General features: G+C 75.9%; 16 protein-coding genes. 3 read left to right on the top strand and 13 right to left on the bottom strand.

Annotated features, from left to right (window positions below; all coding sequences use genetic code 11):
• The first annotated feature begins 61 nt into the window (after positions 1-61).
• Positions 62-1732 (top strand): alkaline phosphatase D family protein, encoded by a 1671-nt coding sequence (locus ACI8AF_RS13655; RefSeq protein ID WP_456540262.1) that lies wholly within the window; start codon positions 62-64, stop codon positions 1730-1732.
• Here ACI8AF_RS13655 and ACI8AF_RS13650 read toward each other — a convergent pair whose 3' ends face one another.
• Positions 1733-2011, bottom strand: a complete 279-nt coding sequence (locus ACI8AF_RS13650) for a hypothetical protein (RefSeq protein WP_456540261.1) — start codon at positions 2009-2011, stop codon at positions 1733-1735.
• Between the two features lie 86 nt (positions 2012-2097).
• Between ACI8AF_RS13650 and ACI8AF_RS13645 the strand changes: the two genes are divergently transcribed.
• Positions 2098-3144, top strand: coding sequence for a LuxR C-terminal-related transcriptional regulator (locus tag ACI8AF_RS13645; RefSeq protein WP_456540260.1), 1047 nt, complete (start codon positions 2098-2100; stop codon positions 3142-3144).
• Between the two features lie 47 nt (positions 3145-3191).
• Positions 3192-3992, top strand: coding sequence for an endonuclease/exonuclease/phosphatase family protein (locus ACI8AF_RS13640; protein ID WP_456540259.1), 801 nt, complete (start codon positions 3192-3194; stop codon positions 3990-3992).
• Between the two features lie 64 nt (positions 3993-4056).
• Here the strand turns inward: ACI8AF_RS13640 and smc are convergent, their stop codons facing one another.
• From smc to ACI8AF_RS13580, 12 genes are all read right to left on the bottom strand, one after another.
• Entirely contained in the window at positions 4057-7629 is a 3573-nt protein-coding gene (smc, locus tag ACI8AF_RS13635) for a chromosome segregation protein SMC (protein WP_456540258.1), read from the bottom strand.
• Positions 7630-7715: 86 nt separating this feature from the next.
• Positions 7716-7907 (bottom strand): hypothetical protein, encoded by a 192-nt coding sequence (locus tag ACI8AF_RS13630; protein WP_456540257.1) that lies wholly within the window; start codon positions 7905-7907, stop codon positions 7716-7718.
• A gap of 149 nt (positions 7908-8056) precedes the next feature.
• On the bottom strand, positions 8057-8326 hold the full coding sequence (locus tag ACI8AF_RS13625) for an acylphosphatase (RefSeq protein ID WP_456540256.1): 270 nt from the start codon (positions 8324-8326) through the stop codon (positions 8057-8059).
• The gene (gene mutM / locus ACI8AF_RS13620) at positions 8323-9198 is read right to left on the bottom strand and encodes a bifunctional DNA-formamidopyrimidine glycosylase/DNA-(apurinic or apyrimidinic site) lyase (RefSeq protein WP_456540255.1); all 876 of its coding nucleotides are present in this window, start codon (positions 9196-9198) and stop codon (positions 8323-8325) included. The genes ACI8AF_RS13625 and mutM overlap by 4 nt, the downstream gene beginning before the upstream one ends.
• 4 nt (positions 9199-9202) lie before the next feature.
• Complete coding sequence (rnc, locus tag ACI8AF_RS13615) at positions 9203-9964, bottom strand: ribonuclease III (RefSeq protein WP_456540254.1); 762 nt, start codon at positions 9962-9964, stop codon at positions 9203-9205.
• 19 nt (positions 9965-9983) lie between these two features.
• Positions 9984-10163 carry a 50S ribosomal protein L32 gene (rpmF, locus tag ACI8AF_RS13610; protein ID WP_456540253.1) on the bottom strand — a complete coding sequence of 60 codons (180 nt, stop codon included), beginning with the start codon at positions 10161-10163 and terminating at the stop codon, positions 9984-9986.
• A 1-nt stretch (position 10164) separates the two neighbouring features.
• The gene (locus ACI8AF_RS13605; RefSeq protein WP_456540252.1) at positions 10165-10788 is read right to left on the bottom strand and encodes a YceD family protein; all 624 of its coding nucleotides are present in this window, start codon (positions 10786-10788) and stop codon (positions 10165-10167) included.
• A gap of 166 nt (positions 10789-10954) precedes the next feature.
• Complete coding sequence (locus ACI8AF_RS13600; RefSeq protein ID WP_456540251.1) at positions 10955-11656, bottom strand: hypothetical protein; 702 nt, start codon at positions 11654-11656, stop codon at positions 10955-10957.
• A 5-nt stretch (positions 11657-11661) separates the two neighbouring features.
• Positions 11662-12144 (bottom strand): pantetheine-phosphate adenylyltransferase, encoded by a 483-nt coding sequence (gene coaD, locus ACI8AF_RS13595; protein WP_456540250.1) that lies wholly within the window; start codon positions 12142-12144, stop codon positions 11662-11664.
• Positions 12141-12695 carry a 16S rRNA (guanine(966)-N(2))-methyltransferase RsmD gene (gene rsmD / locus ACI8AF_RS13590; protein WP_456540249.1) on the bottom strand — a complete coding sequence of 185 codons (555 nt, stop codon included), beginning with the start codon at positions 12693-12695 and terminating at the stop codon, positions 12141-12143. The genes coaD and rsmD overlap by 4 nt, the downstream gene beginning before the upstream one ends.
• Positions 12692-14890: an ATP-dependent DNA helicase RecG gene (gene recG / locus ACI8AF_RS13585; RefSeq protein WP_456540248.1), complete on the bottom strand. Its 2199-nt coding sequence runs from the start codon at positions 14888-14890 to the stop codon at positions 12692-12694. Before recG ends, rsmD begins: the two co-directional genes overlap by 4 nt.
• Entirely contained in the window at positions 14887-16494 is a 1608-nt protein-coding gene (locus ACI8AF_RS13580) for a DAK2 domain-containing protein (protein WP_456540247.1), read from the bottom strand. The genes recG and ACI8AF_RS13580 overlap by 4 nt, the downstream gene beginning before the upstream one ends.
• Positions 16495-16598 lie beyond the last annotated feature (104 nt).

Genomic DNA, 16598 nt, shown 5'->3' with positions numbered 1-16598 from the left:
CCCAGCCCCGAACGGGGGAGACCTGGGCGGAACACGGGTTCGTAGGGAAAGGTGTCCGCTCGTGACCGCACCCGCCGACGGCGACACCCCCGTCCTGCTGCTCGGGCCGCTGCTGCGGCACGTCGACCCGGTGTCGGCGACCGTGTGGGTCGAGACCGACCGGCCGTGCGAGGTGTCGGTGCTGGGCCGCCGGGCCCGCACCTTCTGCGTCGGCGGGCACCACTACGCCCTGGTGCTCGTCGAGGACCTCGAGCCCGGCTCGACCACCCCCTACGAGGTGCACCTGGACGGCGCGCGCGTGTGGCCCCCGGCGGCGTCGTCCTTCCCGCCCAGCCGGATCCGCACCCCGGGCCGGCCGGGGCCCTTCCGGATCGCGTTCGGCTCCTGCCGGTACGCCTCGCCGACGACCGTCGACGTCCGGGAGGGCATCCCGCCGGACGCGCTCGACGCCTACGCGACGCAGGTGGCGGCGACGCCGGAGGACGAGTGGCCCGACGCCCTGGTCCTGCTCGGCGACCAGGTCTACGCCGACGAGCTGACGCCGCACACCCGCCGGTGGCTGCGCCTGCGCCGCGGCGAGGAGGTGCGGCCGGACGCGCAGATCTCCGACTTCGAGGAGTACACCCGGCTCTACGCCGAGTCGTGGAGCGATCCGCAGGTGCGCTGGCTGCTCTCCACGATCCCGTCGTCGATGATCTTCGACGACCACGAGATGATCGACGACTGGAACACCTCCCGCGCGTGGCGCGACGAGGTCGCCACGTCGGACTGGTGGGAGGAGCGGATCAGCGGCGGTCTGGTCAGCTACTGGGTCTACCAGCACCTGGGCAACCTCAGCCCGCAGGAGCTGGCCGAGAACGAGACCTGGCAGGCGGTGCGCGCGCTCGGCGACAGCGGGTCGGACGACGCCGAGCCGATCCTGCGCAAGATGGCGCACCAGGCCGACGCCGAGCCGGTCGGCGTCCGCTGGAGCTACGTGCGGCACTGGGGCAGTGCACGGATGATCATGGTGGACAGCCGCGCCGGGCGGGTGCTGGACGAGCAGGACCGGCAGATGCTCGACGACGACGAGTTCGACTGGGTCGAGGCCGCCATGCGCCGCGCCGTCGAGGAGGACGTCGAGCACCTCGTGATCGGCACGTCGCTGCCGTGGCTGCTGCCCCCGGCGATCCACAACCTCGAGCGCTGGAACGAGACGCTCAACGTCCGGCACGAGGGACGCCCGCTCGGCCGGCTCTCGGAGAAGCTGCGGCAGGCCTCCGACCTGGAGCACTGGGCGGCGTTCGGCCGGTCCTTCGAGCGCATGGGGGCGGCGCTGGTCGCGCTGGCCCGCGGGGAGCACGGCCGGGCGCCGGCCAGCGCGCTGGTCCTCTCCGGCGACGTCCACCACGCCTACGCCGCGGAGCTGGTCGAACCGGGCGGGCTGACCACGCGCGTGCACCAGCTGACCGTCTCGCCGCTGCACAACCAGGCGCCGCACCCGATCCAGGTCGGCTTCCGGATCGGCTGGAGCCGGTGGGCGCGCAGGCTCACCGCCGGGATGGCCCGGCTGGCCCGCGTCCGGCGGATGCCCTACGCGTGGCAGAAGCAGGCCGGCCCCTTCTTCGGCAACCAGCTCGGCGAGCTGGTGCTCGACGGCCGGGAGGCCCGGTTCGTCCTGTGGCTCACCGACCACCACAGGGGTGCTGAGGGGCTGCGCCGCGTGCTCGACCTGCCGCTGACCGACGCCTGATCAGACCGGTTCGAGGATGCGCGTGCGGGGTGTGCCGGACAGCGCCGGGGAGCTGTCCCGGGAGGCCCAGACCGTCGTCTCCAGGAACGCCTGGAACCGCCGCGCCTCCTCCGGTGTCGCGAAGTCCAGGTCGACCACGACGTAGCGGTCGTCGTCGACGGGGTGCCGCACCCGCTCGCCGCGGACACCGGCGCGCCGCCGGTGCTCGGCGAAGCGGTCGTAGGCAAGCCGCCAGGTGACGAGGTCGGTGACCGGGTGCTCGATGTGCAGGGTGACCATGGCGGCGAGGCTAGGGAGCGGCCGCGGCGGGCTCCATCCCAGGGATGTGGGGTTCCGTCGCGGCCGGACGTCCCTACCCTGCCCTCGTGGCCGGGTCGGCGGCGGCACGGGAGAGGGTCGAGCGGATCTGCGCGACCGGCGCGGACGCCCGCACCCTGCGGCTGCGCGTGCTCGCCGAGCTGCACCGCGCCCTGGGGTTCGACGCCCACGCCTGGGTGCTCACCGATCCGCGGACGCGGGTGGGCTGCGCGCCGCTGGCCGACGTCCCGTGCCTGCCCGACCTGCCGCGACTGGTCCGCCTGCGCTACCTCACCGCCCTGAACCGGTGGACCGGCCTGTCGTCGCCGGTCGCGTCGCTCGCCGCCGCCACCGAGGGCGACCTCGCGCGCAGCCGCCTGTGGCGGGAGCTGCTCTGCCGGTACGACGTCGCCGACGTCGCCACGGTGGTGTTCGCCGACGCCTTCGGCACGTGGGCGTTCCTCGAGCTGTGGCGGCAGCGCCCGCGCACCTTCGGGTCGGACGACGTGGCGTTCCTCGGCTCCGTCACCCCCGCCGTCACCGCCGCCCTGCGCCGCGGCCAGGCGCGGACCTTCGCGGCGGCCACCCCGGTCGAGGACGTCGGCGGGCCGCTCGTGCTGCTCCTCTCGCACGACCTCGAGGTGGTCCGCCGGACCCCCGGCACCGAGGAGGCGCTCCGGGTGCTGGTCCCCCGCGACGACGGCGGCCCGCCCGTGCCCGCCGGCGCCTACAACGTCGCGGCCCAGCTGCTCGCCGTCGAGGCCGGCGTCGACGACGCGCCGCCGCGTGCGCGGGTGCACCTGGCCGGCAACCGGTGGCTCACGCTGCGCGCGGCCCGGCTGGACGGCGACGACCCCGCCGACCTCCGCGACATCGCCGTCACCGTCGACCGCTCGAGCGCAGCCGAGCGGCTCTCGCTGTTCGCCCGGTGCACGGGGCTCAGCGCTCGGGAGACCGAGCTGCTCCGGCACCTCGCCACCGGCGCGGACACCCGGGACGTGGCGGAGCGCATGTCCGTCTCCCCGAACACGGTGCAGGACCACCTGAAGTCGGTGTTCGACAAGACCGGCACCCGCAGCCGCCGGGCGCTCCTGGCACGCGTCCTCGGCGTCTGACCGGCCCGACCGCACCGTCGACGTCCCGGACTTGAGAACCTGGGGGCATGACCAAGCCCGCCCCCGGTCCGGACCAGCCGCCGATCCCGGTCCGGCTGGTCACGTTCAACATCCGCCACGGCGCCGGGCACGACGACCGCGTCGACCTGCCCCGCCTGGCCAAGGTCCTGCAGGCCGCCGATGCCGACGTCATCTGCCTGCAGGAGGTCGACCGCTACTACGGCGCCCGCAGCGAGGACGTCGACCAGGCCCTGCTGCTCTCCCGCGCGCTGGACATGCAGCTGGCCTGGGGTCCGGCGATCGACGAGCCGCGCAGCGGCGACCGCCCGGACAAGGAGTACGGCAACGCGCTGCTGTCGCGGCTGCCGATCCTGGTCAGCGACGTCCACCCGCTGCCCGGCGACGGCGAGCCGCGCAGCGCCCTGCGCACCCTCGTCGAGCTCGACGGCGGCACGCTGTGGGTGACGACGACACACCTCAGCCGCGGGTCGGCCGACCAGCGGCGGGCGCAGCTGGCCGCGATCGCCGCGCTGCACACCGAGCGCATGGCCGGCGGGGTCGTCGTCGGCGACTTCAACACCGCCCCCGACGCCCCCGAGCTGGCGGCGCTGCAGCCGCTGTTCACCGACGCCTGGGAGCTGGCCCGCGAGCGCGGGGACCGCGCCGGCTGGCGGTTCTGGCAGCACGACGAGGGTTTCACCCACCCGGCCGGCTCCCCGCACCGGCGGATCGATCAGGTCTGGGTCACCGAGGGCGTCGCGGTCGCCTCGGCGCAGGTCCTCGACGGCCAGGGCGCCTCGGACCACCTGCCCCTCGCCGTCGACCTCGAGGTCCGCTCGGGGGTTTAGGCATAGGTACCTTTACGTGCGTTCTCCAGCCGAAGACGCAGGTAAAGGTACCTATGCCTGAGGCCTACGCGGATTCGAGCTCGGGTTCGCGCAGGCGCTGGCTGATGACGCCGGTGATGCCGTCGCCGCGCATGCTCACGCCGTAGAGCGCGTCGGCGATCTCCATCGTCCGCTTCTGGTGCGTGATGACGATGAGCTGCGAGGTCGCCCGCAGCTGCTCGACCAGGGTGAGCAGCCGGCCGAGGTTGACGTCGTCCAGGGCCGCCTCGACCTCGTCGAGGACGTAGAACGGCGAGGGGCGCGCCCGGAAGATCGCCACGAGCAGCGCGACGGCGGTCAGCGAGCGCTCGCCGCCGGAGAGCAGCGAGAGCCGCTTGACCTTCTTGCCGGGCGGCCGGGCCTCGACCTCGACGCCGGTGGTGAGCATGTCCTCGGGGTCGGTGAGCACCAGCCGGCCCGAGCCGCCCGGGAAGAGGACGGCGAAGACCTGCTCGAACTCCCGCGCCACGTCGGCGAAGGCGTTCGCGAAGACGTCGTGGATGCGCTCGTCGACCTCGCGGACGACGGTGAGCAGGTCGCGGCGGGTGGCCTTGAGGTCCTCCAGCTGGGTGGCGAGGAAGCCGTGCCGCTCCTCCAGCGCCGCGAACTCCTCCAGGGCCAGCGGGTTGACCTTGCCCAGGGTGGCCAGGTCGCGCTCGGCCTTGGCGGCGCGGCGCTCCTGGACGGCGCGGTCGTAGACGGTGGGCGCCGGCTCGGGCTCCCCCGCCGCCTCGGCCGCGGCGGCCTCCTCCGCCGCCGGCGGGACCGGCGCGGCCGGCCCGTACTCGGCGATCAGCGTCGGCAGGTCGACGCCGAACTCCTCGGCGGCGCGGGTCTCCAGCGACTCGATGCGGTAGCGCTGCTCGGCGCGGGCGACCTCGTCGCGGTGCACCTCGTCGGTGAGCCGGTCCAGCTCGGCGGTGGCGGTGCGCACCTGCGCGCGCACCTCGAGCAGCTCGGCCTCCCGGCCGGTGCGGGCCGCGGCCAGCGCGTCGCGCTCGGCGGCGGCGCGGGTCAGCGAGGTCTCCAGCGCCGCCAGCGCGACCTCGGCGTCGGCCCGGACGGCGGCCGCGACGCGGGCGCCGCGCTCACGGGCGGCCCGGGCGGCGGCGGCGCGCTCGCGGGCGGCGCGCTCCTGGCGGGCCTGGCGGCGCAGCGACTCGGCGCGCCCGGTCAGCGCCCGCGCCCGCTCCTCGGCGGTGCGGACCGCCAGCCGCGCCTCGGTCTCCGACTGGCGGGCGGCGGCGACCTCGAGGCGCAGCCGGTCGCGCTCCTCGGTCGACGGCTCCTCCTCGACCGGCTCCGCCCCGGCGGCGGCCAGCCGGGCCTCGAGCTCGGTCAGCTTCGCGGCGGTGGTCTCCAGGGCCTGCTCGGCGCGCACCCGGGCGGCCGCGGACCGCTCGGCCTCCGCCGCGGCGGACCGGGCGGCGGCGCCCAGCTCGGCCAGCGCGGCGGCCTCGGCGGAGCGGCTCTTGTCGGCGGCCTGGCGCGCGGCGAGCGCGGCGTCGACGTCGGCGGAGCGGGCCGTGGCCACCTCGCGGGCGGCGGCGAGCTGCTCGGCGAGCTCGGCGGCGCGCCGCTCGGCGGCCCGCAGCTCGGCCTCGGCCTCGTCCACCCGGGCGCGCACCTCCAGGCCGGAGGGGGCGTCGGTCTGGCCGCCGACGGCCCAGTCGGCGCCGACCAGGTCGCCGCCGCTGGTGACCGCCCGCACGCGGGGGTGGGTGCGCACGAGCGCGACCGCCGCGTCGAGCGTCGGGACGACGGCGACCCGCTCCAGCGCCCGCGCGAGCGCCGGCTGCAGGTCGTCGGGGGCGGTGAGCAGGTCCAGCGCCCAGCGGACGCCCTCGGGCAGCTCGGGCCAGCCGTCGCGCGGCACCGGGGGCAGCCCGGCGGTGACCAGCAGGCCGGCGCGGCCGCCGCCGGTGTCCTTGAGGTGCCGCAGGGCACCGGCGGCCTCGGCGACACCGGCGACGACGACGGCGTCGGCCATCCCGCCCAGCGCGGCCGCCACGGCGACCTCCCACCCGGCGTCGACCGACAGCTGCTCGGCGACCGGGCCGAGCACACCCGGCAGCCCGGCGGTGAGGACGGTGGCGGCGCCGTCGGCGGGTGCGAGACCGAGGACGAGGGCGTCGCGACGGGCCCGCCACGAGGCGCGGTCGCGCTCGGCGGCCCGCTCGGCCTCGGCCAGCTCGGTGACCCGCCTCGCCGCGGTCCGGTGCGCGGCGACGGCGTCCTCGTATGCGGCGACCAGCGCGAGGTCGCCGTCCTCCTGCTCGGCGACAGCGCCGCGGCGCTCGGCGAGCCGCTCGGCGGCGACCTCGGCGCGGTCGGCGGCCTCGCCGGCGGCCAGCGCGAGCCGCTCGATCTCGGCCTCGCCGGCGCCCACCTTCGAGCGGGCGGCGGCGACCTCGCCGGAGAGCCGGGCCAGCCGCTCGCGGCGGTCGGCGATCGCCCGCGCGGCGGCGACGACGGCGCGCTCGGCCTCGGTGAGCGCCGCCTCCAGCCCGGCGCGCTCGGCGACGACCGCGGCCAGGCGCCCGCGCTCGGCCTCGACCTTGGCGGCCAGCCCGGCCTCGGTCGCGGCGGTCCGGTCGGCCTCGGCCTCGAGCTGGTCGGGGTCGCGGCCGGTGCCGGCGGTGGGGACGGCGGTGGAGAGGTGGCGGTGCCGCTCGGCGGCCAGCTGGCCGATGCCGCGGAAGCGCTCGCTCAGGGCGGAGAGGCGGTACCAGGTGTCCTGGGCGGTCTGCAGCCGCGGCGCGTCGGCGGCCAGGGCCGACTCCAGGGCCGACTCGCGCCGGGAGACCTCGGCCAGCTGCGCCTCGACGGTGCTGCGGCGGGCGCGGGCGGCGGCCTCGTCGGCGACGTCCTTGTCCAGCGCGTCGCGCAGCTGGACGAGGTCGTCGGCGAGCAGCCGCAGGCGCGCGTCGCGCAGGTCCGCCTGCACGCTCGCCGCCCGGCGGGCCACCTCGGCCTGCTTGCCCAGCGGCTTGAGCTGGCGGCGCAGCTCGGCGGTGAGGTCGGCCAGCCGGTCGAGGTTGGCCTGCATCCCGTCGAGCTTGCGCAGCGCCTTCTCCTTGCGCTTGCGGTGCTTGAGGACGCCGGCGGCCTCCTCGACGAAGGCGCGGCGGTCCTCGGGGCGACCGGAGAGGACGGCGTCGAGCTGGCCCTGGCCGACGATGACGTGCATCTCGCGGCCGATGCCGGAGTCGCTCAGCAGCTCCTGGACGTCGAGCAGCCGGACCTTGTCGCCGTTGATCTCGTACTCGCTCTCGCCGGAGCGGTACATGCGGCGCGTGATCGACACCTCGGTGTAGTCGATCGGCAGGGCACCGTCGGCGTTGTCGATCGTGAGCGTCACCTCGGCCCGGCCCAGTGGCGGGCGGCCGGCGGTGCCGGCGAAGATGACGTCCTCCATCTTGCCGCCGCGCAGGCTCTTGGCCCCCTGCTCGCCCAGGACCCAGGCGATGGCGTCGACGACGTTGGACTTACCGGACCCGTTGGGGCCGACGACGGCGGTGATCCCCGGCTCGAGCCGCAGCGTGGTCGCGGACGCGAAGGACTTGAAGCCCTTCAGCGTGAGGCTCGACAGGTGCACGGGAACTGGATCTTAGCCGCGATCTGCCTTCCGACCTCGGCCTTCCGGGGCCGGAGGGTGGTGTGGTGCGACTGTGACGGACGGGTTCAGGCCAGCGCCGGCTCGGCGCTCTCGTCCGCCAGCTTCATCAGCTCCGACGCGATGTGCGCGTCGCGCTCGGCGCGCAGCTGGGCGACTTCCTGCTCCAGCCGGCGCACCTTCGCCCGCAGGACGGCGTTCTCCTCGGCTACTCGGAGCTCCGCGGGTGCGACGACGTGACCGAACAGGGCCTTGGCCATGACTGGGGCGGCCTTTCCGCAGCGTGGAATCGGTCCCTGCGCCCCGGGAAGCGGTCGGCGCGGGAGTGGTGACTCCAGGGTGACAGGACAGGACACGCAGGTCAACGCCAAGAATGCCTACTCACCGTGTCGTGGCGGTGTCGCATTTGTCACAGCACGGTGAAGCGCCGAACCCCCTGCACCGGCTCGTGCCGGACGTCCAGCCGGGTCGGGCTGCCGGGCGCCCGCGGACCGTCGAGCTGCGCGACGACGCGCGCCACCGCGTCGTCCGGGCCCTCCAGCACGACCTCGACCCGGCCGTCGGGGAGGTTGGTCGCCGAGCCGGTGAGCCCGGCGTCCTCGGCCAGGCCGCGCACGAAGTACCGGTAGCCGACGCCCTGCACGTGCCCCGACACGACGGCGACGGTCCGGACGCTCATGCGCGTCGAGCGCGCGGCCGCGGCTGGCAGCGCGGGCAGCTGTAGCTGGAGCGGTTCATGAACGACTCGCGCCGGATCGGCGTCCCGCAGCGCGGGCACGGCCGGTCGGCCTGGCCGTAGACGGCGAGGAAGCGGGAGAAGTAGCCGCTCTGCCCGTTGACGTCGACGTAGAGGGAGTCGAACGACGTCCCACCCTGGGACAGCGCCTCCCCCAGCACGTCGCGGACCCCCTCGAGCAGCGCGGCGACCTGCGGCCGGGTCAGCTTGTCGGTGGGCCGGGCGCCGTGCAGCTTGGCCCGCCACAGCGCCTCGTCGGCGTAGATGTTGCCCACACCGCCGATCAGCGTCTGGTCGAGCAGGGCGCGCTTGACCTCGGTGTGCCGGCGCCGCAGCTTCTCGCTGAACCCGGCCTCGTCGAAGGAGGGGTCCAGCGGGTCGATCGCGATGTGCGCCAGCCGCGGCGGGATCCCGTCCCCCTCGGCGTCCTCGACCGCCAGCCCGCCGAAGGTCCGCTGGTCGACGAAGCGCAGCTCCCGGCCACCGTCGGTGAAGGTGAGCCGGGCGCGCAGGTGGGTCTCGTCGGGCTGGGAGGGCTTCTCGACCAGCAGCTGACCGCTCATGCCCAGGTGGCCGACGAGGGCCCGGCCGCTGGGAGTGCCGTCGGGCTCGGCGAGCGGGAGCCACAGGTACTTGCCGCGGCGGTGCGCCGCGGTGAGCGTGCGGCCGGTCAACGCCGCGACGAAGTGGTCGGTGCCCTCCAGGTGCCGGCGGACCGCGCGCGGGTGGTGCACCTCGACGGCGGCGACGGTGCGCCCGGCCACCCACTGCTCCAGCCCGCGCCGGACGACCTCGACCTCGGGCAGTTCGGGCACGGTGTCAGGCCTCCGCGGAGATGGTCCGCCACGCGGCCTCGGCGGCCTCCTGCTCGGCGGCCTTCTTGGTCCGGCCGGAGCCCTTGCCGTAGACGGTGCCGGCGAGGACGACGGCGGCGGTGAACGTCTTGGCGTGGTCAGGGCCGTCGTCCTCGACCACGTAGCTGGGCGGGCCGAGCCCGCGGGCGGCCGCGAGCTCCTGCAGGCTGGTCTTCCAGTCCAGGCCGGCGCCCCGGGTGGCCGCCTGCACGAGCAGCGGGTCGAACAGCCGGTGCACGATCGCGCTCGCGGTGTCCAGGCCGCGGCCCAGGTGGATCGCGCCGATCAGCGCCTCGAGCGCGTCGGCGAGGATCGAGTCCTTCTCCCGGCCGCCGGTGGTCTCCTCGCCGCGGCCCAGCAGCAGCTGCGGGCCGATGCCGCCGTCGCCGAGCGACCGCGCCACCCGGGCCAGGGAGGTCATGTTGACCACCGAGGCGCGCAGCTTGGCCAGCTGCCCCTCGGGCAGGTCGGGCTGGCTGCGGTAGAGCTCGTCGGTGACCACCAGGCCCAGCACCGAGTCGCCGAGGAACTCCAGGCGCTCGTTGGTGGGCAGGCCGCCGTTCTCGTAGGCGTAGGAGCGGTGGGTCAGCGCCAACGCCAGCAAGCCGCCGGGCAGCACGACCCCGAGGGCGTCGTGCAGCCAGGCGGCCGCGGCGTCGGCGTGCTCCTGCCCGGCCGGGGACGTGCCGCCGTCCGGGCCTGGGGACGGTCCGGCAGCGGTGGCCACGGCGAGCGGGGTCAGCAGGTCAGACGGAGAGGACCTGGCGGCCGGCGTACTGGCCGCAGTTCGGGCAGGCGGTGTGCGGCGGCTTCAGCTGGCCGCAGGCACGGTTCGGGCACGGGGTGAGGGACGGCGCGCTGGCCTTCCACTGCGAGCGCCGGGCGCGGGTGTTGGAGCGGGACATCTTCCGCTTCGGGACGGCCACGTCAGTTCTCCTCTGGGTTGTCCGCGCCGGGGGTGCCCGACGGGGAAGCGAATCGGTCGGCGAGCCCCGCCCAGCGGGGGTCGACGACCTCGTGCGAGTGGTCGGCAGGGAGGTCGTCGAGGCGCTGGCCGCAGTCGGCGCAGAGCCCGGAGCAGTCCTCGCTGCAGACCGGCGAGAGCGGCAGGGACAGCACGACGAGGTCGCGCACCATGGGCTCGAGGTCGATGCGGTCGTTCTCGACGAGGCGGACCTCGTCCTCCTCGCTCGTCTCCTCGGTGGTGCTGCCCTCGTAGGCGAACAGCTCCTGGACGTCGAGCTCGAGGGTGTCCTCGACCGGGTCGAGGCAGCGGGCGCACGAGCCGACGACCGGGACGTCGACCTCGCCGGAGACCAGCACGCCCTCCATGACCGACTCGAGGCGCAGCCGCAGCTGGACCTCGGCGCCCGCGGGGACGCCGATCAGCTCGACCTTCCAGCCCTCGGGGGCGGGCAGCACCTTCTCGAAGGGGTGCATCGACCCGGCCCGTCGGCCGAGTTCGCGCAGCTCGACGACCCAGGGGTTGCCTGCGGGACGCCGGACGTCGGTGGACGCGGCGCCTGAGCGGTGCGGAACTGGTGCAGGCATGTCGGTACTCGCGGTCGGGATCAGGAGGGTCGGCCGGCCGGGCGGGGTGCCGCCGGCGCTCGGACCGGCCTACGAGACTACCCGATGCCGGGAGGCGAGGTGGTGGAGCGGCCCCCGTGCAGGGCCCCGCCGCGAGCTCGCGAGCGGTGGGGGCACGGGGGCCCTTCTAGGAGCGGAGGCTGCCCCGGGCCGCCTCGACCGAGCGGAGCATGCGCTCCAGCGTGCTGCCGAAGTCGGCCAGCCGGGTGTCGACGTACTCGTCGACCTCGGCGCGCATGCGGGTGACCTCGGCGACCGTCTGGGCGCCCAGCTCGTCGGAGCGGGCCACCGCCGTGCGGTACACCTCGGTCTCGGTGACCAGCCGCGCGTGCTCGGCGTGCGCGGCGGCGAGCACCTGCTCCTGCTGCTCGCGGGCCTGGGCCAGCAGGGCCTCGGCCGCGGCGCGCGCCTCGGCGACGATCTGCTCGGCCTCCGCGTCGGCCTGGGAGAGGACCTCCTCGGCCTCCGCCCGCGCCTCGGCGATGAGCTCGTCGCGCGACCGGCGGGCCATGCCGAGCACCTCGTCGCGGGTGCGCTCGGCCTCGTCGACCATCTGCGCGCACTCGGCCCGGGTGACCTCGGTCAGCCGCTCGGCCTCGGCCTGCGCCTGCTCGAGGATCTCCGTGCGCTGCTCGACGATCCGGCCGGCCCGCTGCACCTCGGCCGGCAGCGTCTCGCGCAGGTCGTCGAGCAGGTCGAGCAGGTGGTCGCGGGGCACCATGCAGGAGCCCGACATGGGCACGCTGCGGGCGTTCTCGATGACCGTGGTGAGCTCGTCGACCGTCTCGTACAGCCGGTAGACGACCTCGGTCGAGTGGCTCCGGGTCACGGACGTCAGCTCCCGCCGTTGCGCAGGTGCACCAGCCGGTCGAGGACCGCCTTGGGCACGAGGGTCGAGACGTCCCCGCCGAACTGCGCGATCTGCTTGACCAGGCTCGAGGACAGGTGGCCGACCTGCGGCGCCGTCGGGACGAAGAGCGTCTCCACGCCGGCGAGCTCGCGGTTCATCTGCGCCATCTGCAGCTCGTACTCGAAGTCGCCCACGGCGCGCAGGCCCTTGACGATCACCGGGATGCCGTGGGCGCGGCAGTAGTCGACCAGCAGCCCCTGGAAGCTGTCGATGCGCACGTTGGGCAGCTCGGACACCGCGTCGCGGAGCAGCTCGATGCGCTCCTCGACGGTGAACAGCCCGGCCTTGCCGGGGTTGACGAGCACCGCGACGACCAGCTCGTCGTACAGCGCGGCGGCCCGGGTGATGACGTCGACGTGGCCGTTGGTGACCGGGTCGAACGATCCGGGGCAGACGGCACGCCTCACGGCAAGCGACCGTACCGGAGCAGCGCCTCTCCGTAGCGGCGGTCCCGCAGTCCGGTCAGGGGTGTCGGCCACTCCCACGGCTCCTCCCGCGCCGACCGCTCGACGACGACGACGGCGCCGTCGGCCAGCCACCCACCGGTGACCAGCGCGCGGAGCACGCCGAGCACCTCGTCGGCGGTCGTGGCGTAGGGCGGGTCGGCCAGCACGAGGTCGAACGCGCCGAGCGACGCGGTGGCGACCACCGAGGGCACCGAGCCGGCGACGACGCGGGCGCCGGGCAGCCCGACCGCGGCCACGTTGGCCCGGAGCACCGGCAGCACGCGCGGTCCGGACTCGACGAGCACGACCTCGGCGGCGCCGCGGGAGAGCGCCTCGAGCCCGAGCGCCCCCGAGCCGGCGTACAGGTCGAGCACCCGGGCGCCGTCGAGGTCGAGCAGCGAGCCCAGGGAGTTGAACAGGCCCTCGCGGGCCCGGTCGCCGGTGGGGCGGACGCCCGACGGCGGCACCTTGAGCCGCCGCCCGCCGGCGGCGCCGGCGATGACGCGGGTCATGCCTTCTCCAGCCACTCCGCGCGCTCGTCGGTGGCCAGCGCGGCCACCTCGGCGGCGAGGCCGGGGTGGCCGGCCAGTCCGCGGTCGGTGGCCAGCAGCGCGTTCGCCTCGGCGCGGGCGGTCGCGATGAGCTCCTCGTCCTCCAGCAGGGACAGCAGCTTGACCCCCGACCGGCTGCCGGACTGCGCGGCGCCGAGGATGTCGCCCTCGCGCCGGGTCTCGAGGTCGAGGCGGGCCAGCTCGAACCCGTCGGAGGTGGCGGCCACCGCGGCCAGCCGCTGCCCGGTGGGCGAGGACGTGGGCGCGTCGGTGACCAGCAGGCACAGCCCCTGGTGCTTGCCGCGGGCGACCCGGCCGCGCAGCTGGTGCAGCTGGCTGACGCCGAACCGGTCGGCGTCCATGACCACCATCACGGTCGCGTTGGGCACGTCGACGCCGACCTCGACCACGGTGGTGGCGACCAGGACGTCGAGGTCGCCGGCGGCGAAGGCGCGCATCCGGGCGTCCTTCTCCTCGGGCGTGAGCCGCCCGTGCAGCACGTCCAGCCGCAGGCCGGCGAGCGGCCCGCCGCGCAGCATCTCGGCGACGTCGAGCACGGCCAGCGGGGGCCGGCGGTCGCCGCCGCGGCCCTCGTCGTCGGCGGGGGCTCCGTCGTCGATGTCGGGCTCGTCGGCGTCGGCGCCGTCCTCGCCGATGCGCGGGCAGACGACGTAGGCCTGCCGCCCTTCGGCGACCTCCTCGCGCAGTCGTGCCCAGGCGCGGTCCAGCCAGGCCGGCTTCTCACCGGCCGGCACGACCGAGGAGGCGACGCCGCCGCGGCCGCTGGGCAGCTGCCGCAGCGTGGAGGTCTCCAGGTCGCCGTAGACGGTCATCGCGACCGTCCGCGGGATCGGCGTCGCGGTCATGACCAGCACGTGCGGCGGCCGGTTGCCCTTGGCCCGCAGGGCGTCGCGCTGCTCGACGCCGAAGCGGTGCTGCTCGTCGACGACGACCAGGCCGAGGTCGGCGAAGTCGACGCCCTCCTGCAGCAGGGCGTGCGTGCCGATCACGATGCCCGCGCTGCCGTCGGCGACGGCGGCCCGGGCCTCCCGGCGGGCGGCGGCCTTCTGCGACCCGGTCAGGAGCACCACCCGGGTGCCCTCGGGGTCGCCGTCGAGCTCGCCGGCCCGGCCGAGGGGGCCGAGCAGCGCGGAGATGCCGCGGTGGTGCTGGGCGGCGAGCACCTCGGTGGGCGCCAGCAGCGCGGCCTGCCCGCCGGCGTCGACGACCTGCGCCATGGCCCGCAGCGCCACGACGGTCTTGCCCGAGCCGACCTCGCCCTGCAGCAGCCGGTGCATCGGCTGCTCCTCCGCGAGCTCGGCGGCCAGCTCCTCCCCCACGGCCCGCTGACCGTCGGTGAGCGCGAACGGCAGCGCGGCGTCGACGGCGTCGAGCAGGCCGCCGGCCGTGCGCGGGCGGGCCACGCCGGGCTCGAGCGCCGCGGCTCGGCGACGGGCGGCGAGGGTCAGCTGCAGGACGAGCGCCTCGTCCCACTTGAGCCGGTGCTGGGCGCGCTCGACGTCGTCGGCGGAGGTGGGGCGGTGGATGTCGAGCAGCGCCGCGTCGAGGGACAGCAGGCCGTGGCGCGCCCGCACCTCCTCCGGCAGCGGGTCGGTGACGATGCCGCCGAAGCCGCCGGGCGAGTCGAGCAGCAGCTTGAGCGAGCGCTGGATGACCCAGCTGGAGACGTCCTTGCTGGCCGGGTAGATGGGGATGAGCGCGCGGGCCCAGTCCTCGTCGTCGTCGCCGGTGAGCAGGTGGAAGTCGGGGTGGGCGAACTGCAGCTTGTTGCGGTACTGCCCGACGGTGCCGGCGAACAGGCCCCAGGCGCCCTCGCGCAGCGACCCGTGCTTGCGGTTGAAGAAGACCAGCTGCATGGAGTTCGCGCCGTCGCCGACGGTCACCTCGGTCATGCTGCCGGGGCGGTTGCGCATCCTGCGCGACTCGACCTTGCGGATCTGCGCGAGGACGGTCACGCGGTCGCCGACCTGCAGGTCGTCGAGCCGCGCGATCTCCCCGCGCCGCGCGTAGCGGCGCGGGTAGTGGCGCAGCAGGTCGCGCACCGTCCGCAGCTCCAGCGACTCCTCCATCGCCTGCGCGGTCTTGGCGCCGAGGACCTTGGACAGCGGGGTGTCCAAGGTGATGCCGGCCTTCACTCGACCCCCACGAGCAGCGGGACCCCGGGCGGTGCGCCGTCGTACCGGGCCACCTCGACCGTCGGGTGCACGGTGGCGAGGTGGGCGCAGACGGTGTCGCCCAGCGCCTGGTCGGCCCCGACGACGAGCGTGGCGAGCTCGCCCCCGGCGGAGAGCAGCCGGTCGAGCAGCTCGCAGGCGACCGCCGGCAGCTCCGGGCCGACGACGACGACGTCGCCCTCGGCCGAGCCGAGCGCGTCACCGGGCCGGCAGCGGCCGGCGGAGGTGAGCGCCTCCTGCTCGGCGACGGTGACCTCGGCCCAGCGCGTGGCCGCGGCCGCCTCGGCCATGGCGATGACGTCGTCGCCGAAGCGGCGGCCCGGGTCGGCGACGGCGATCGCGGCCAGGCCCTGCACCGGCGAGCGGGTGGGGACGACGGCGACGTCGCGGCCCTCCTCGCGGGCCCGCTCCGCGGCGCGGGAGGCCTGCGCGGTGAGCGCGGCGTCGTTGGGCAGGACGACGACGTCCGCGGCGGTGCAGGCGAGCACCTCGGCCAGGACGTCGTCCTCGGCGACCCCGTCGGGACCGCAGGTGACCACCCGGACGCCCTCGCCGGAGAACAGCTCGGCGAGGCCGGGGCCGGGGACGACCGCCACGATCGCGCGGGTGCCGGGCACCGGCGCCGGCGGCCGCACGGGGGCCAGCGGGGTGACCGAGATCCGGTAGGGGCGGCCGGCCTCGATGCCCGCCTCGATCGCCGCGCCGATGTCGGTGACGTGCACGTGCACGTTCCACTCCCGGCCGGTGGGGGTGTCGACGCCCACCACGACGAGGCTGTCGCCGAGCCCGGCGAGGCGCTCCTGCAGCCGGGTCACCGACTCCTCGTCGGCCTCGGCGAGCAGGTACTGCACCTCGCTGCCGGGGCCGGCCGGGGGCTGGTGCGGCGGGTCGTCGTGGCGGTGTGCGGGGGCCGGCGAGCGGCGGGCCAGCGGCGGCCGGGCCGGCTCGACGCCGGTGACGGTGGTGACCAGCGCGTCGAGCACCAGGCAGAGACCTGCACCGCCGGCGTCGACGACCCCGGCGTCGCGCAGCGCCGCCAGCTGGTCGGGGGTGGCCTCCAGCGCGGTCCGGGCGCCGTCGGCGGCGGCGCGGACGACGTCGGCGAGCGCGGTGCGCCCCTCGTCGACGGCGGCGACCGCCGCCCGGGCGCCGCCGCGGGCGACCGTGAGGAAGGTGCCCTCCTCGGGGTCGGCGACCGCGGCGTAGGCGGTGTCGGCGGCCTTCTGCAGCGCGAGGGCGAGCGTGGGGCCGTCGGCCGGGGCCTGACCGGCGAGCTGGTCGGCCAGGCCGCGGAAGAGCTGGGCGAGGATCGTGCCGGAGTTGCCGCGGGCACCCAGGACGGCGCCGCGGGCCAGCACCGCCCAGCTGGACTCCGCCGTCGCCCCCCCGGTCGCGTCGAGGGCGTCCAGCGCCGCCTGCGCGGTGAGCAGGAGGTTGGTGCCGGTGTCGCCGTCGGGCACCGGGAAGACGTTGAGGTCGTCGAGGCGGGCGCGGGCCTCGGACAGCGCGACGCACGCGGCCCGGCACCACCGGCCGGCCGCCTCCTCGTCGAGCGCCTGCAGCACGGCCGGAGGGTACCCAGGAAGGGCGACGGAGCCGCCGGATCGTGGGGATCGGCGCCCGCTCGGGTGCCTGCGGCGACGTCCTCGGCGGGGAACGGTTAGACTGA

It is taken from the genome of Blastococcus sp. SYSU D00669 (assembly GCF_054050715.1).
Note: the sequence above shows the minus strand (reverse complement) of the source record. Positions and strands in the feature narration are given on the sequence as shown.

Excerpts from the sequence above, each read along its gene's own strand:
- rsmD (WP_456540249.1), bottom strand. The coding sequence starts at position 12,695 with ATGACCCGCGTCATCGCCGGCGCCGCCGGCGGGCGGCGGCTCAAGGTG.
- ACI8AF_RS13625 (WP_456540256.1), bottom strand. The coding sequence starts at position 8,326 with ATGAGCGTCCGGACCGTCGCCGTCGTGTCGGGGCACGTGCAGGGCGTC.
- ACI8AF_RS13630 (WP_456540257.1), bottom strand. The coding sequence starts at position 7,907 with ATGGCCAAGGCCCTGTTCGGTCACGTCGTCGCACCCGCGGAGCTCCGA.
- ACI8AF_RS13605 (WP_456540252.1), bottom strand. The coding sequence starts at position 10,788 with ATGCCTGCACCAGTTCCGCACCGCTCAGGCGCCGCGTCCACCGACGTC.
- ACI8AF_RS13650 (WP_456540261.1), bottom strand. The coding sequence starts at position 2,011 with ATGGTCACCCTGCACATCGAGCACCCGGTCACCGACCTCGTCACCTGG.
- ACI8AF_RS13640 (WP_456540259.1), top strand. The coding sequence starts at position 3,192 with ATGACCAAGCCCGCCCCCGGTCCGGACCAGCCGCCGATCCCGGTCCGG.